At 67.8% G+C, this 15,514-nt stretch carries 16 protein-coding genes; 13 read left to right on the top strand and 3 right to left on the bottom strand.

Annotation, left to right across the window (positions count from 1 at the left end; translation table 11 throughout):
• The first annotated feature begins 221 nt into the window (after positions 1-221).
• Positions 222-974 carry an Rv1815 family serine proteinase gene (locus SBI67_RS09955; RefSeq protein ID WP_318980361.1) on the top strand — a complete coding sequence of 251 codons (753 nt, stop codon included), beginning with the start codon at positions 222-224 and terminating at the stop codon, positions 972-974.
• On the opposite strand, the gene SBI67_RS09950 is transcribed toward SBI67_RS09955, so the two are convergent.
• The gene (locus SBI67_RS09950) at positions 887-1,327 is read right to left on the bottom strand and encodes a nitroreductase/quinone reductase family protein (protein ID WP_318980360.1); all 441 of its coding nucleotides are present in this window, start codon (positions 1,325-1,327) and stop codon (positions 887-889) included. The two genes, SBI67_RS09955 and SBI67_RS09950, sit on opposite strands and share 88 nt — an antisense overlap.
• 105 nt (positions 1,328-1,432) lie before the next feature.
• On the opposite strand from SBI67_RS09950, the gene SBI67_RS09945 reads away from it, so the two are divergent.
• The 3 genes from SBI67_RS09945 to SBI67_RS09935 are packed head-to-tail and all read left to right on the top strand — an operon-like array spanning position 1,433 to position 4,191.
• Positions 1,433-2,140, top strand: coding sequence for a TetR/AcrR family transcriptional regulator (locus tag SBI67_RS09945; RefSeq protein ID WP_318980359.1), 708 nt, complete (start codon positions 1,433-1,435; stop codon positions 2,138-2,140).
• A 45-nt stretch (positions 2,141-2,185) separates the two neighbouring features.
• The gene (locus tag SBI67_RS09940; protein ID WP_318980358.1) at positions 2,186-2,683 is read left to right on the top strand and encodes a VOC family protein; all 498 of its coding nucleotides are present in this window, start codon (positions 2,186-2,188) and stop codon (positions 2,681-2,683) included.
• On the top strand, positions 2,680-4,191 hold the full coding sequence (locus SBI67_RS09935) for an FAD-binding protein (RefSeq protein ID WP_318980357.1): 1,512 nt from the start codon (positions 2,680-2,682) through the stop codon (positions 4,189-4,191). Before SBI67_RS09940 ends, SBI67_RS09935 begins: the two co-directional genes overlap by 4 nt.
• Here SBI67_RS09935 and SBI67_RS09930 read toward each other — a convergent pair.
• Both SBI67_RS09930 and SBI67_RS09925 read right to left on the bottom strand, forming a co-directional pair.
• Positions 4,188-6,083, bottom strand: a complete 1,896-nt coding sequence (locus tag SBI67_RS09930) for an ABC transporter ATP-binding protein/permease (RefSeq protein ID WP_318980356.1) — start codon at positions 6,081-6,083, stop codon at positions 4,188-4,190. The two genes, SBI67_RS09935 and SBI67_RS09930, sit on opposite strands and share 4 nt — an antisense overlap.
• Before the next feature lie 26 nt (positions 6,084-6,109).
• On the bottom strand, positions 6,110-8,035 hold the full coding sequence (locus SBI67_RS09925) for an ABC transporter ATP-binding protein/permease (protein WP_318980355.1): 1,926 nt from the start codon (positions 8,033-8,035) through the stop codon (positions 6,110-6,112).
• Positions 8,036-8,130: 95 nt separating this feature from the next.
• Between SBI67_RS09925 and secA2 the strand changes: the two genes are divergently transcribed.
• The 9 genes from secA2 to SBI67_RS09880 all read left to right on the top strand — a co-directional run bounded on the left by secA2 (position 8,131) and on the right by SBI67_RS09880 (position 15,501).
• Positions 8,131-10,482, top strand: coding sequence for an accessory Sec system translocase SecA2 (secA2, locus tag SBI67_RS09920; protein ID WP_489685551.1), 2,352 nt, complete (start codon positions 8,131-8,133; stop codon positions 10,480-10,482).
• 81 nt (positions 10,483-10,563) lie between these two features.
• A complete protein-coding gene (locus tag SBI67_RS09915) occupies positions 10,564-11,112 on the top strand; it encodes a CDP-alcohol phosphatidyltransferase family protein (RefSeq protein WP_266047844.1) in 549 nt (182 codons plus the stop codon).
• 4 nt (positions 11,113-11,116) lie between these two features.
• A complete protein-coding gene (locus tag SBI67_RS09910) occupies positions 11,117-12,010 on the top strand; it encodes a DUF881 domain-containing protein (RefSeq protein ID WP_413232454.1) in 894 nt (297 codons plus the stop codon).
• A gap of 17 nt (positions 12,011-12,027) precedes the next feature.
• Positions 12,028-12,360: a small basic family protein gene (locus tag SBI67_RS09905; protein ID WP_024455738.1), complete on the top strand. Its 333-nt coding sequence runs from the start codon at positions 12,028-12,030 to the stop codon at positions 12,358-12,360.
• An 80-nt stretch (positions 12,361-12,440) separates the two neighbouring features.
• On the top strand, positions 12,441-13,136 hold the full coding sequence (locus SBI67_RS09900) for a DUF881 domain-containing protein (protein ID WP_318980508.1): 696 nt from the start codon (positions 12,441-12,443) through the stop codon (positions 13,134-13,136).
• A 37-nt stretch (positions 13,137-13,173) separates the two neighbouring features.
• Complete coding sequence (gene gcvH, locus SBI67_RS09895) at positions 13,174-13,569, top strand: glycine cleavage system protein GcvH (RefSeq protein WP_318980352.1); 396 nt, start codon at positions 13,174-13,176, stop codon at positions 13,567-13,569.
• Positions 13,570-13,745: 176 nt separating this feature from the next.
• Positions 13,746-14,210 carry a glycogen accumulation regulator GarA gene (gene garA / locus SBI67_RS09890; protein ID WP_024455735.1) on the top strand — a complete coding sequence of 155 codons (465 nt, stop codon included), beginning with the start codon at positions 13,746-13,748 and terminating at the stop codon, positions 14,208-14,210.
• A gap of 12 nt (positions 14,211-14,222) precedes the next feature.
• The gene (gene ftsR, locus SBI67_RS09885; RefSeq protein ID WP_318980351.1) at positions 14,223-14,960 is read left to right on the top strand and encodes a transcriptional regulator FtsR; all 738 of its coding nucleotides are present in this window, start codon (positions 14,223-14,225) and stop codon (positions 14,958-14,960) included.
• Positions 14,961-15,006: 46 nt separating this feature from the next.
• On the top strand, positions 15,007-15,501 hold the full coding sequence (locus SBI67_RS09880) for a bifunctional nuclease family protein (protein WP_266047801.1): 495 nt from the start codon (positions 15,007-15,009) through the stop codon (positions 15,499-15,501).
• The last annotated feature ends 13 nt before the right edge of the window (positions 15,502-15,514 follow it).

Raw genomic sequence — 15,514 nt, 5'->3', positions numbered from 1 at the left:
CGCCCGGGCTTGCACCCGGGGCCACCGGCGCCGCGCACCGGACCCTGATCCGGCCCCCGGGACGGGCTCTGAGCACCCGATAACTTCCCTCGCGACACGCCGAGCGGGATTCTTGCCGTTCGGGTAGGTGTTGTTGTAACGGGATCGGGCCGTTACCCGATCTACACCTCAGCATCCCGGTAGCGTCGGGCTCACCGCGGATGAAGGGATCGGAGGGATTCGTGCGCGCACGTCTGTTGAGCATCCTCGTTGCCGCTCTCGCGGCCGCTGCGCCGGTGGCTGCCAGCCCGGCTGCCGCCAGTCCGGGCGTCACTCCCGGTCCCACCGTCTATCCCGGCATGGAGATCCGGCAGGGCAGCACCATGTGCACCCTCGGCTATGTCGACATGGCATCGCGCTCGGCGCTGACGGCGGGCCACTGCCGCGGCGACGGACCGGTCACCGACCGGGACGGCAACGTCATCGGCGCGGTCACCCTGTCCAGGGACAACACCCCCGACGGCGCGACCATCACCGCCGACTATCAGATCACCGACTGGGAGGCCATCGCGCTGGCCCCCGATGTGCAGATGGTCGACGTGTTGCCGGGCGGCCGGGCGTTGGTGTCCGATCCGGACCTCGCGGTGCAGAAGCCGGGCCAGTCGGTGTGCCACTTCGGCATCATCACTGGCGAGACGTGCGGCACCATCAACGCCGTCAACAACGGCTGGTTCACCATGACCAACGGCGTGGTCAGCCAGAAGGGGGATTCCGGCGGTCCGGTGTACGTGCCGACGGCCGACGGCCGTGCGGTGATCATCGGGCTGTTCAACAGCACCTGGGGGCAACTGCCCGCGGCCGTCTCGTTCGAGTCCACCGGTCAGCAGATCATCGAGGCCACCGCGATTCAGCCGACCAATTCGAACACCGGTATCGAGACCGTCTTCACTCGCAGCTCAGCGTCGGTGGCATCCGGCGTCAAGCCGCCGATGTGATTTTTGACCTCCCAGAACCAGCGGTCGAGGTAACGCTTCACCAACTCGGGCTTCGCAGCGTCGGGCACTTCGATGGCCCGGACCTGCCGCCGGTGCCACCACGGGCCCACCTGGACGGTGCCCGCGGCTCGCGCATTGCGAGCCCATTGGGTGTTGCCGCGCGGTGAGACCAGGTAGTCCCGACCCTCGACGGTGAGCACATTGACCACCACGGCCTGCCAGGTGCCGGTGCGCCGACCACGCACGCGCAGCGCCCGGGTGCCCGCGATGCTGATGCCGGTCTCGGCGAGCCAGCGGATCAGCAGATTGCCCGCCTTGGCGGTCCGGCTGGGTTCGTCGTAACGAATCGTCACGGGAGTTCCTTTCAAAGTTTCGAGAGCGGTGCTCTTGTTTTGAGCGTGCCACGCGGCGCACGGGAAATCAAGAGCAGTGATCTCGTTTTGTGTCAGACTGGCGTCATGGGCAAGCGGCAGGACGCACGTGACCGCATCGAGGCCGAGATCATCGAGATCGGCAGGCGGCACCTGATCACCGAGGGAGCGGCGGGGCTGTCGCTACGCGCCGTCGCCAGGGACCTGGGCATGGTGTCCTCGGCGGTCTACCGATACGTCCCCAGCCGGGATGATCTGTTGACCCTGCTGTTGGTGGACGCTTACAGCGAACTCGCCGATGCCGTCGATTGCGCTGCCGCCAGTGGCGGCAATCCAGCAGACGCCGCCAGTGGCGGCAACTGGCAGGACCGGGTAGTCGCGATGGCGCACGCCGCGCGGGCGTGGGCGGTCGGGCAGCCGGCGCGGTGGGCTCTGCTCTACGGCAGTCCGGTGCCCGGCTACCGTGCGCCCGCCGAGATCACGGTCGAGCCGGGCACCAGGGTGGTCGCGGCACTGATCGGTGCCGTCGCCGACGGCATCGTCGCCGGCGACATTCCCGATCCGAAAGACCCGCTACCGCAACCGCTGTCGCGCGATTTTGCGGCGGTGCGCGCCGAGTACGGATTTCCCGGCGGCGACCGAGCCATGCTCAAGTGCTTCATGTTGTGGGCCACCCTGGTAGGGGCGATCAGTCTGGAGGTCTTCGGTCAGTACGGCGCCGACACGCTGGCCGACGCGCGGCCGGTTTTCGACGGTCAGATCCGGCTGGCCGTCGATGCCCTGAAGGGAAACTAGAACACGTTCTAGCCATGGTGGGTGGGGCGGGATATCCTCAGATCGATGCTGAACCAGACACCTGTCCAGATCGCCTGGGTGACGCGCGACCTGGACGCCACCGAAGCGACCCTTTCGGTGCTGCTCGGTGCCCGTGGCTGGGTGCGCATGCCCGCGGTGCATTTCGGACCCGACGGCTGCACCTATCGCGATGCGCCTGCCGATTTCACGGCCGATATCGCGCTCGGCTACGCGGGGGACACCCAGTTGGAACTGATCGCCCCGGTGCGGGGAGTCAGCATCTACACCGAGTTCCTCGAGGCCAACGGCCCTGGTCTGCACCACATCTGCGTGGCGGCCCCGGACGTCGACGCCTTCGAAGCTGCCCTCGCCGAGGCGCACGCCCGGGGTGCTCCGGTGGTCCAGCGCGGCGTCATGCCCGGCGGTATGCGGTTCGGCTACGTCAGCGCTGCCGACGCCGGGGTCCCGTACCTCGAATACGCCTACATTCCGCCCGAGATCCAGGCCTTCTTCGACCATGTGAAACAGGAGAGCAGCACGTGAGCATCACCACCCCCGCCACCGTCGACGCCAAGGATGTCACCGACTGGTCCGGCGAATTCGACGTCGTCGTCGTCGGATTCGGAATCGCCGGCGGTAGCGCCGCCGTCAGCGCCGCCGCGGCCGGTGCCCGGGTGCTGGTGCTGGAACGCGCCGCCGCCGCCGGTGGCACCACCTCCATGGCGGGGGGACATTTCTACCTCGGCGGCGGCACGGCCGTGCAGCAGGCCACCGGCCACGAGGATTCTGCCGAGGAGATGTACAAATACCTGGTCGCGGTGTCCAAGGACCCGGAACTGGACAAGATCCGGGCCTACTGCGACGGCAGCGTCGAACACTTCAACTGGCTTGAGGGCCTGGGCTTCGAATTCGAGCGCAGCTTCTACCCGGGCAAGGTGGTGGTGCCGCCGGGTACCGAAGGCCTGTCCTACACCGGTAACGAGAAGGTGTGGCCGTTCTGCGAGCAGGCCAAGCCGGCACCGCGCGGGCATTCGGTTCCGGTGCCAGGGGAGTTGGGCGGCGCCGATATGGTGATCCAGTTGCTGTTGAAGCGGGCGGCCGAGCTCGGCATCGAAATCCGTTACGAGACAGGGGCCACCAACCTCGTCGTCGACGAGGACGGCGCGGTGGTCGGGGTGAGCTGGAAGAACTTCGGCGACACCGGTGCGGTCAGGGCCAACGCCGTCATCATCGCCGCAGGCGGATTCGCGATGAACCCCGAGATGGTCGCCGAATACACGCCGGCGCTGGGCAAGAAGCGCAAGACCAAGCACCATGGTGAGGTCGAGCCCTACATTCTCGGCAACCCCCACGATGACGGGCTCGGCATCCGGCTCGGGGTCTCGGCCGGTGGCGTGGCCAAGAACCTCGACGGATTGTTCATTACCGCGGCCGCCTACCCGCCGGAGATCCTGCTGACCGGGGTGATCGTCAACAATCAGGGTCAGCGTTTCGTGGCCGAGGATTCCTACCACTCCCGCACGTCGGCGTTCGTGCTGCGCCAACCCGATCAGCAGGCGTATCTGATCGTGGACGAGGCGCACATGCAGATGCCCGAGATGCCGCTGATCAAGTTCATCGACGGATACGAGACGATCGCCGAAGTCGAAGCGGCACTGGGTATTCCGTCCGGTAACCTGGCCGCCACCCTGGAGCGTTACAACGCCGCGGCCGCCAAGGGAGAAGACCCGGACTTCCACAAACAGCCCGACTACATCGCCGCGCAGGACACCGGACCGTACGCGGCGTTCGACCTGTCCCTCGGCGTGGCCATGTACTCGGGGTTCACCATGGGTGGGCTGGCCGTGTCACTGGACGGGGAGGTGCTACGCGAGGACGGCAGCGCAGTGCCCGGGTTGTACGCCGCCGGCGCCTGCGCATCGAACATCGCCCAGGATGGCGAGGGGTACGCCAGCGGAACGCAACTGGGTGAGGGCTCGTTTTTCGGGCGGCGGGCGGGCGGTCATGCAGCGCGGCGGGCGGGAGCCCGCGCCGCCCAGTCGGCCGGCTAGACCGGCGTCAGCCGCCACCGGCCCGCGCCGAGCAGTTCCAGCCGCTGACGGTGGTGCCGGTCGACGCTGTCGCGGTGGCTGACACTGACCACGATGGTGTCGGGCAACGCCTCCCGTAAGGTGCGGTACATCGCGAACTCCTGGCCCGGATCCAGCGCCGAGGTCGCCTCGTCCAGGAACACCGCCGCCGGCCGGGCCAGCAGCACCCTGGCGAACGCGATGCGTTGCTGCTCGCCGGGTGAAAGCTGTTTGCCCCAGTCGGTTTCCTCGTCCAACCGGCCGGTCAGATGCCCCAGCGTGACGGCGTCCAGCGCCGCGCGGATGGCGTCGTCGGGGTAGGTGCCGGGCGGGGCCGGGTAGCCGACGACGGCGCGCAGGTCACCGAGCGGGGCGTAGGGCAGCTGGGACAGGAACATCGCGTCGGCGGGGTGGGCCACCGAACCCGAGGCGTAGGGCCACATTTGGGCCACACTGCGCAGCAGGGTCGTCTTCCCGGTGCCCGACGGGCCGGTGATCACCAAGGTGTCACCGGGGCCCAACCGCAGGTCCAGCGCATCGACGAGCTGTTCACCGAGCGGCGAGCACACCCGCACATCGGCGATCGTGACCCCGCCGTCGTCGCTGTCCGTCGCGGTCAATCGCGGTAGCGCCCTGGCCTGTTCATTGGCGGTGACCAAGCCGTCCAGCCGGATGATGGCCGCCCGGTAGCCGGCGAACGCGTCGTACACGGCGCGGAAGAAGCTCAACGAGCTCTGCACCGAACCGAACGCCCCGGCCGACTGCATGACGTCACCGAACTTGAGCTCACCGGCGAACAATCGGGGCGCCTGCACCACCAGCGGCAGCGGCGAGATGATCTGGCTGATGGAGCGGTTCCAGCCCAGGAACGCCACCCCGCGCAGCACCAGTCTGCGGTAGTTGGCGATGATCGCCGCGAACCGGCCGCCCAGGGTGCGCCGCTCGGCGTCCTCGCCGCGGTACAGGCTGACCGCCTCGGCGGCGTCCCGGATCCGAACCAGCGCATAGCGAAATGCCGCATTGGTGCGTTCGTTGCGGAAGGTCAGACCGATGATCGGGCGGCCGATCCAGAACGCGACAACGGTCGTCACCGCCACCCACAGCAGCGCCAACCAGAACAGGGCCTTGGGAATCGTCACGCCCAGGATCGTCAGCGGGCCGGCCAGGTTCCACAGGATCGGCGTGAACGCCACGACCGACAGCACCGCGTTGACGGTGCCGAACACCAGGGTCTGTGCCGTGCCGACCGTCGGGGTGTTGGTCTCGGGTCCGGTACCGGTGGTGAACACGTCGATGTCCTGCTGGATGCGTTGGTCGGGGTTGTCTACCGGCTCACCGCCGAACGCGCCGAGAAACCGACCGCGGTAGTAGGCCTGGTCGTCGAGCCAGGAGCCGGTGAGGTGGTCGGTCAGCCATACCCGCCACCGAATGATGAAGTACTGCATGAGATACAGGTCCAGCAGGGTACGGGTGATATCGGCGGCCACCAGCACCACGAAGATCAGGATCGACTTCCAGAACCCGGCGATACCCGAATCACGCACCGCCGCATTGCCGGAACTGGCGCCCTCGAAGGCGACCTGCAGCGCCGTCGACTGGTCGTTGGCGTAGTAGCTGAACAGCACGTCCATCCGGACCGAGACCATCACCGACAGCAGCAGCACACCCAGCAGCGTCCACACCGCAACGCTCTGGCGTCCGACGAAGTACCCGCCGGTGACATGCCAGAACTGCCGGCCCCAACCGGTGAACCTGGCCAGGAAGGCGGTGACGGCCACCATGACGACCGCACTGATCGTCCACGCCTTCGCGATCCACCACAGTGACGCGAGGATCTCGTTTCCCCAGTCCAGCGACTGGCTGAACATCTCCATGCCGGGAAGCTACCCGGCGCAGGGGCTCAGACGGGGGTGACTTCGTCCTCGACGTCGCGGCCCACGTCACCCAACGACCAGCGCCCGGCGCCGTGCAGGTGCAGATGCTTCTCGTGATGCTGACCTACGGTGCTGCGGTGGGTGACGCTCACCAGGATGGTTTCCGGCAGCTCCTCCCGGATCAACGCGTACATGGTGTACTCCAGGCCTTCGTCCAGCGCGGAGGTGGCCTCGTCCATGAACACCGCACGCGGTCGCGTCAGCAGCACCCGCGCGAACGCGATGCGCTGCTGCTCGCCGGGGGAGAGCACCTTGGCCCAGTCCGCCACCTCGGCCAGCCGCTTGGAGCATTGCGGCAGGGACACCTTCTGCAGCGCCCAGTGCAACCGCTCGTCGGGGATGCTGCCCGGTTCCTGGGGATAGGACACCACCGCGCGCAGATCACCCAGCGGCACGTACGGCATCTGGGACAGGAACATCGTCTCGTTCTCGGCCTGCGGGTAGCGGAACGTCCCCGAGGTGAACGGCCACAACTGCGCCATGCTGCGCAACAGGGTCGTCTTGCCCGCCCCCGACCGGCCGGTGATGATCAGGGTGTCACCGCTTTCCAGCTGCACGTTCAGATCCTCGACCAGCGGTTCGCCCAACGGGGTGCGCACCTCGACACCGTCGAGTTCGACCAGGCAGTCCTTGCTGGGCTCGACGGTCAGCTCGGGCAGCGCCCGGCCCTCCTCGTTGGCGACCACCAGGCCGTGCAGACGGATGATGGATGCCCGCCAGCCGGCGAACTGGTCATAGGTGTTGCGGAAGTACGACAGCCCGCCCTGGATCTGGCTGAAGGCCGACGACGTCTGCGAGATGTCACCCAGCTTGATCTGTCCGGCGAACATCCGCGGCGCCTGGATGACCCACGGCAACGGCACGATGATCTGGCTGATCGAAAGGTTCCAGCCGTAGAACTTGACGGACCGGTTGATGAAGCGTTTGTAGTTGTCGACAACGGGGGCGAAGCGTTCCCGCAGCTGCACCCGCTCGGCTCGTTCGCCGCGGTAGAAGGCCACCGCTTCGGCGGCGTCCCGCAAACGCACCAGGGCGTACCGGAAGGCCGCGTTGAACTTCTCGTTCCGGAAGCTCAACTCGATGATCGGGCGGCCGATCCAGAACGCGATGATGGTGGCCACCACGACGTAGACGATGCCGATCCAGAACATCGCCCTGGGCAGGGTGGCCCCGAACAACGAGAGGTCACCGGACAAGTTCCACAGGATGACGGCGAACGAGCCGACGCTCACGATCGCCTCGATCGCGCCGAACAGCAACATGTTGGCGCTCAGCGTGTTGGGGTTGGCCGGCAGTGGGCCTGCACCATTGGTGAAGACGTCGATATCGGACTGGATGCGCTGGTCGGGGTTGTCGATGGTGTCGTCGATGAACCGGGCGCGGTAGTAGGCCTTGCCGTCCAGCCAGTCACCGGTCAGATGGCCCGTAAGCCACGCGCGCCAGCGAATCAGGAACCGCTGCGTGACGAAGAGATCCAACATGACGCGCGCGACGTGCACCGTCGCCAGGACGGCGAAATGCGCCCACGCCCACCAGAACCCGCTGACCCCGGAGTCCTTGAGGGCCTGGTTGTCGCTGCCGATGCCCTCGAATGCGGTCTGGGCCGCGGTCATCATGTCGTTGCCCTGATAGCTCAGCAACACGTCGAGGCGGACCCCGATGATCACCGACAGCAGGATGCCGGCCAGCCACAACCACACCACGATGCTGTCGCGGCCCGTGAAGTAGCCACCGGTGATCCGCCAGAACTGCTGCCCCCAGGTGGTGAACCGCGCGAGCAGGGTCAGGATGATCAGGGTCGGAATCGCCGTATACAGCCAGACCGTGGCGATCCACCACAGCGATTTCGGTAGCTCGGCGCCCCAATCCAGCGTGGGGGTGAACATATCCATCTCGGCAAGGTACCGCTCCAACCCGGTGCGGGCGGCTTATGGGTGGTCAGCCGGTTCGTGCCGGTGTGGCCGCCGCGTACCGTATGACTGTGGCTGTGAGTTCCAAACCCTCGAAGACCCCCAAGGCGGCCAAGCAGGGCCGCTTGAGCAATCGGTTCTGGAAGCTGCTCGGCGCCAGCACCGACAAGGACCAGGCCAAGTCGATGACGCTGGTCCGCGAATCGGAGAACTTCGACGAGAAGGCCGCGGATCTCGACGACGAGCAGCTGCGTAAGGCCGCCGGGCTGCTGAACCTCGACGAGCTCGCCGAGTCCGCCGACATCCCGCAGTTCCTGGCCATCGCCAGGGAAGCCGCCGACCGCGCCATCGCGCTGCGCCCGTTCGACGTGCAGCTGCTGGGCGCGCTGCGCATGCTGGCCGGGGACGTCGTGGAGATGGCCACCGGCGAGGGCAAGACGCTGGCCGGCGCGATCGCCGCCGCCGGTTACGCGATCGGCGGCCGCAAGGTGCACGTGATCTCCGTCAACGACTATCTGGCCCGTCGTGACGCCGAGTGGATGGGCCCCCTGCTGGCGGCGATGGGCCTGACGGTCGGCTGGATCACCGCCGACTCGACCCCGGCGCAGCGGCGCGACGCCTATGCCTGCGATGTCGTCTACGGCTCGGTCAACGAGATCGGCTTCGACGTGCTGCGTGATCAGCTGGTCACCTCCGTCGACGACCTGGTGTCGCCCAGCCCCGACGTGGCCCTGATCGACGAGGCCGACTCGGTGCTGGTCGACGAGGCGTTGGTGCCGCTGGTGCTGGCCGGCACGTCGCATCGGGAGAGCCCGCGGCTGGAGATCATCCGGCTGGTCGGCGAGTTGGTGCCCGGATCGGATTACGAGACCGATGCCGAGCGGCGCAACGTGCAACTCACCGATACCGGTGCGCGCAAGCTGGAGAAGGCGCTCGGCGGGATCGACCTGTACTCGGAGGAGAACGTCAGCACCACGCTGACCGAGGTGAACGTCGCCCTGCACGCGCACGTGCTGCTGGAGCGCGACGTGCACTACATCGTGCGCGACCACGCCGTGCACCTGATCAACGCCTCGCGAGGGCGGATCGCCTCGCTGCAGCGCTGGCCCGACGGACTGCAGGCGGCGGTCGAGGCCAAGGAAGGCATCGACATCACCGAAACCGGCGAAGTGCTCGACACCATCACGGTGCAGGCGCTGATCAACCGGTATCCCACCGTCTGCGGGATGACCGGCACCGCCTTGGCGGCCGGCGAGCAGTTGCGCCAGTTCTACAAGCTCGGGGTGTCGCCGATCCCGCCGAATACCCCCAACGTCCGCGAGGACGAGCCGGACCGGGTGTACATCACCGCCGCCGCCAAGAACGCCGCCGTCATCGAGCACATCGCCGAGGTGCACCGCACCGGGCAGCCGATCCTGGTCGGCACCCGCGACGTCGCCGAATCCGAAGAGCTGCACGAGCGGCTGCTCAAGGCCGGCATTCCCGCCGTCGTCCTCAACGCCAAGAACGACGCCGAGGAGGCGGCTGTGATCGCCGAGGCGGGCACCCTGAACCGGGTGACCGTGTCGACGCAGATGGCCGGCCGCGGCACGGATATCCGACTCGGCGGCTCCGATGTTGACGACCATGCCGCCGAAAAAGACCGAGTGGCGGAACTGGGTGGGCTGCACGTCATCGGCACCGGCAGGCATTTCACCGAGCGGCTGGACAACCAGCTGCGCGGCCGGGCCGGGCGCCAGGGCGACCCGGGATCATCGGTGTTCTTCTCCAGCTGGGAGGACGACGTGGTGGTCGCCCATCTGGAACCCAACAAGCTGCCCCTGCAGGTCGACGAGGACGGCCGGATCACCAGCCCGAAGGCCGCGGCGCTGCTCGACCATGCGCAACGGGTCGCCGAGGGCAAACTGCTTGACCTGCATGCCAATACGTGGCGGTACAACCAGTTGACGGCGCAGCAGCGGGCCATCCTGGTGGAGCGGCGCAACACCCTGCTGACCACCGACGCGGCCCGTGAGGAACTCGCCGAGCGCTCGCCCAAGCGTTATGAGCAGATCGCCGAGCAGGTTTCGCAGGAGCGGCTGACCGAGATCGCCCGGCTGATCATGCTGTATCACCTGGACCGCGGCTGGGCCGACCACCTGGCCTATCTGGCCGATATCCGGGAGAGCATCAGCCTGCGGGCGCTGGGCAGGCAGAACCCGCTCGACGAGTTCCACCGGATGGCCGTGGATGCGTTCGCCTCGCTGGCCGCCGACGCCATCGAGGCCGCGCAGCAGACCTTCGAAACGGCGAACATCGTCGACGGGGAAGTGGGATTGGACCTGTCCCGGCTGGCCCGGCCGACGTCGACGTGGACGTACATGATCCACGACGATCCGATGGCCGACGATTCTATGTCGGCGCTGAGTCTGCCTGGCGTGTTCCGCTAGGTTTAGCCCGTGGGGAGGCCGACCGGGGCGAGCGGAGCGACGGGGAATCAGCCCGGGGCGAGCGGAGCGACGGGGGACCGGGTGCTGACCATCCCCAACGCGCTGAGCGTGTTGCGCCTGGCGCTGGTGCCGGTGTTCCTGTACCTGCTTCTGGTGCTGCACGCCAAGGGATTCGCCGTTGCGGTGCTGATGTTCAGCGGTTTCTCCGATTGGGCCGACGGGAAGATCGCCCGGCTGTTCGACAACCAGTCCTCACGGCTGGGGGAGTTGCTGGACCCTGCGGTGGATCGCATCTACATGGTGGTGATCCCGCTGGCCTTGGCCGCCGCCGGGGTGGTGCCGTGGTGGTTCGTGGCCGTTCTCATCGCGCGCGATCTGCTGCTGGCCGGCACCCTGCCGGTGCTGCGCCGGTATGGGTTGACCGCACTGCCGGTCACCTATATCGGCAAGGCCGCCACCTTCGCGTTGATGTCCGGTTTCCCGCTGGTGTTGCTGGGTCAGTTCGACGCGTTGTGGAGCCGGGTGGTGCTGGCCATCGGCTGGGCGTTCCTGATCTGGGGCATGGCGCTGTACCTGTGGTCGGCCGTGCTGTACCTGGTGCAGGTGGGGCTGGTGGTCCGGCGTGGTTGACCCGTTGCGCCCGCTGGGCGGGTATGAGCCGCATGTCGGACTCAACGCGCACGAAGCGGGTGCGCCGCAACGCATTCCGGTGCCGTCGTTGCTGCGGTCACTGCTCACCGATCACCTCGACCCCGGGTACGCCGCCGCGGCACGGGCCCGCGCCGAGGGCCGCACCCGGCGGCTGGGCTGGGTGTGGCACCTGGTCGCCGGACTGAGCGTGGCGACGGTGTTCGCCGCCGCGGTGTCCCAGGCGCAGTCGGTGGCACCGGCCAACCGGGAGTCCCAGCAGGTGCTCTCGGGAAGCGTGCGTGCCGCCGAAGCCCGGACCGACGCGCTGACCGCCAGCCGGGACGCGCTGAGCGGCCGGGTGGAGGGTGAGCGGCGCAGCCGGCTGGCCGGTGACGAGCGGGGGCGCGCGCTGCTCGCCGACCTGGACCGGGCGGCGTTCGCGTCGGCCGCCACCGCTGTGATCGGGCCGGGGCTGACGGTGGTGATCACCGATCCGGGCGTGTCACGCGACCTCACCGATGTGTCCAAACAGCGCGTCGCGGGCAGTCGGCAGGTGATCCTGGATCGCGATCTGCAGCTGGTGGTCAACTCACTATGGGTCAGCGGCGCCGAGGCGATCGCAGTGGGTGGCGTGCGGATCGGGCCCAACGTCACGATCCGGCAGGCCGGCGGCGGCATCCTGGTCGATAATCAGCCCATCAGCAGTCCCTACACCGTCACCGCGATCGGGCCTCCGCACGCCATGCAGGAGGCCTTCGGCCACAGCGCGGGCCGGCAGCGGCTGGCGCTGCTGGAGCAGTCCTACGGGGTCGGCGTCACGGTCAGCACCGGGGACGCTCTCACCGTGCCGGCGAGTTCGGTGCGAGACCTCCGCTTCGCCAAGCAGATTGGGTCCTAGAAAGCTGTGAGACAGTCATGATCGGAATCGCCGCACTGGTCGTCGGCATCGTGTTGGGTCTGGTCTTTCATCCCAGCGTTCCCGAAGCCATCCAGCCGTATCTGCCGATCGCGGTGGTGGCCGCGCTCGACGCGGTGTTCGGCGGGCTGCGTGCCTACCTGGAGCGGATCTTCGACGCCAAGGTCTTCGTGGTGTCCTTCGTCTTCAACGTGCTCGTTGCCGCGCTCATCGTGTACGTGGGTGACCAGCTCGGCGTCGGCACCCAACTGTCCACCGCGATCATCGTCGTGCTCGGCATCCGCATCTTCGGCAACGCGGCTGCGCTGCGGCGCCGGCTGTTCGGGGCTTGACCGTGTCCGACGAGCACGCCGCACCGCAACCCGCCGACGAGCCGCACCACGGCCGCCACGAACGCGGCCCCGGCGCCGAGCTGCCCAAGCGCCGCACCAGGTCGCAACGGATGTTCGGGGCGCTGGCCGCGGTGCTGATCCTGCTTCTCGGTGTGGCGATCGTCACCCAAGTGCGCCAGACCGAGTCCGGTGACTCGCTGGAGACGGCCCGCCCGGCGGACCTGCTGGTGCTGCTGGATTCCCTGCAACAGCGCGAGGCCGCCCTGAACACCGAGGTGGCCGACCTGCAGCGGACGCTGTCCTCGCTGCAAGCCTCCGGCAGCAGCGACCAGGCCGCCATCGAGAACGCCCAGGCTCGGCTGGCCGCGCTGTCCATCCTGATCGGCACGGTCGCCGCGACCGGGCCGGGAGTGAGCATCACGATCGACGACACAGCCCGCGGCGTGTCCCCGGAAACCATGCTGGACGTGATCAACGAGTTGCGCGCCGCGGGGGCCGAGGCCATGCAGGTGGGCGACCTCAGAGTCGGGGTGGACACCTGGGTCGTCGGGGCGCCCGGCGCGCTGACCATCGACCGCACCACCCTGAGCCCGCCGTATTCGGTTCTGGCCATTGGTGATCCACCGACGCTGGCGGCGGCGATGAACATTCCCGGCGGCGCGATCGACAGCGTCGAGCGGGTCGGCGGCACCATGACTGTCACCCAGTCCGACCACATCGAGGTGACCGCCTTGCGGCAACCGAAACCTCGCCAATACGCTCAGCCAGTCAAATGAGCAGTGCCCGCCCTCAGTTCGCAGCCAAAGGAGCGCCGTGAGCGAAATCCCAACCGACCTGCAGTACACCTCCGAGCACGAGTGGGTGCAGCGCACGGGTGACCGCACCGTGCGGGTCGGGATCACCGACTACGCGCAGGCGGCGCTCGGTGATGTCGTGTTCGTCCAGCTGCCCGACGTCGGCGCCGAGGTCAGCGCGGGTGAGTCTTTCGGTGAGGTGGAGTCGACCAAATCGCTGTCGGACCTCTACGCCCCGCTGACGGCGAAAGTCGTTGCGGTGAACGGCGAGCTGGAGGGCAGCCCGGAGTTGGTCAACTCCGATCCGTACGGCGACGGCTGGCTGATCGAACTCGAGTTGGATGCCGCGGCCCTGGCCAGCGGTTTGGCCGAACTGCTCGACGCGGACGCCTACCGCGGCGTGGTGGCCGAGTAACGAGTTGTTAGGGTTTTGCCCATCGGTTCAGATGACCGAGGGGCGTGGCCGGATCCGGCCGTGGTGGACCCAACGGGACCCACGGCGCGGTACGGTCGATATCGACGCATGACGGCTGGGAGCTCAGCGCCCGGCCACCGGGCAACACGCCACAGCAGCCAGCAGAGGAGCAGCGGGTGACGGAGAACAGCAACACCGGGGCCGACCAGACGTCCGACGAAGTTACCGTGGAGACGACATCGGTATTCCGCGCTGATTTCCTCAACGAACTGGATGCCCCGGCCGCGACGAGCAGCGACACCTCGGTGTCGGGCGTCGAGGGCCTGCCGGCCGGCTCGGCGCTGCTGGTCGTCAAGCGCGGCCCGAATGCGGGCTCGCGTTTCCTGCTCGACCAGCCCACCACCTCGGCGGGTCGGCATCCCGACAGCGACATCTTCCTCGACGACGTGACCGTCAGCCGCCGGCACGCCGAGTTCCGGCTGGAAACCGGTGAGTTCCAGGTGGTCGACGTCGGCAGCCTCAACGGCACCTACGTCAACCGGGAGCCCGTCGACTCGGCGGTGCTGGCCAACGGTGACGAGGTGCAGATCGGCAAGTTCCGGCTGGTGTTCCTCACCGGGCCCAAGTCCGACGACGCCTGACGCGATCCCGGGATGACCCAACCGGATCCGGGATTCACCGGAATGTCGATCGGCGCGGTGCTGGACCTGCTGCGCCCCGACTTCCCTGACGTGACCATCTCGAAGATCCGGTTCCTGGAGGCCGAGGGGCTGGTCACGCCGGAACGCTCGGCAGCCGGCTATCGGCGGTTCACCGCCTACGACTGCGCACGTCTGCGGTTCATCCTGACCGCCCAGCGCGACCAGTACCTGCCGCTGAAGGTGATCAAGGCGCAACTGGACGCCCTGCCCGACGGTGAGCTGCCGACCGGCGGAAGCGCTTATGCGCTACCGCGTTTGGTGCCGGTGGCGCCGTCGGCCACCGACCAGCACGAGGCGGCCGCCGCCGTCGCTCCCGCGCAGGTCCGGCTGAGTCGTGAGGATCTGCTGGAACGGTCCGGGGTGGACGCGGCGCTGTTGGCCGCGCTGGTCACCGCCGGCATCATCCGGCCCGGCCCGGCGGGTTTCTTCGACGAGCACTCGGTGCTGATCGCCCAGTGCGCGCGGGCGCTGGCCGACTACGGCGTCGAACCGCGACACCTGCGGGCCTTCCGGTCCGCCGCCGACCGGCAGTCCGACCTGATCGCGCAGATCGCCGGTCCGGTCGCCGCCGCGGGTAACGCCGGTGCCCGGGACCGGGCCGATGACCTGGCCCGCGAGGTGGCCGCGCTGGCGATCACGTTGCACACGTCGCTGATCAAATCGGCCGTGCGCGACGTTCTGGACCGCTGAGGACTAGACTTCGTGGTGACGGCTTCGTCATGGAGGGCAGACGCAGATGGGTGAGGTTCGGGTAGTCGGTATTCGCGTTGAGCAGCCTCAGAATCAGCCTGTGCTGCTGCTGCGTGAGTCCGATGGCGACCGTTACCTGCCGATCTGGATCGGCCAGTCCGAGGCTGCCGCCATCGCCCTCGAGCAGCAGGGCGTGGAGCCGTCCCGGCCGTTGACCCATGACTTGATCCGGGATCTGATTGCTGCGCTTGGACATTCGCTGAAAGAGGTGCGGATCGTCGACCTGCAGGAAGGCACCTTCTACGCCGACCTGATCTTCGACCGCGATATCAAGGTGTCGGCTCGCCCTTCGGATTCGGTGGCCATCGCGCTGCGGGTCGGGGTGCCGATCTACGTCGAGGAGTCGGTGCTGGCCGAGGCGGGGCTGCTGATCCCCGACGAGACCGACGACGAGCCCTCAGGCCCGGTGCGCGAGGACGAGGTCGAGAAGTTCAAGGAGTTCCTCGACAGCGTGTCGCCGGACGACTTCAAGGCAACCTAAAACGTCAAGGCAA

It is taken from the genome of Mycolicibacterium chengduense (assembly GCF_033741155.1).
In the GTDB taxonomy this organism is placed as follows: domain Bacteria; phylum Actinomycetota; class Actinomycetes; order Mycobacteriales; family Mycobacteriaceae; genus Mycobacterium.
Note: the sequence above shows the minus strand (reverse complement) of the source record. Positions and strands in the feature narration are given on the sequence as shown.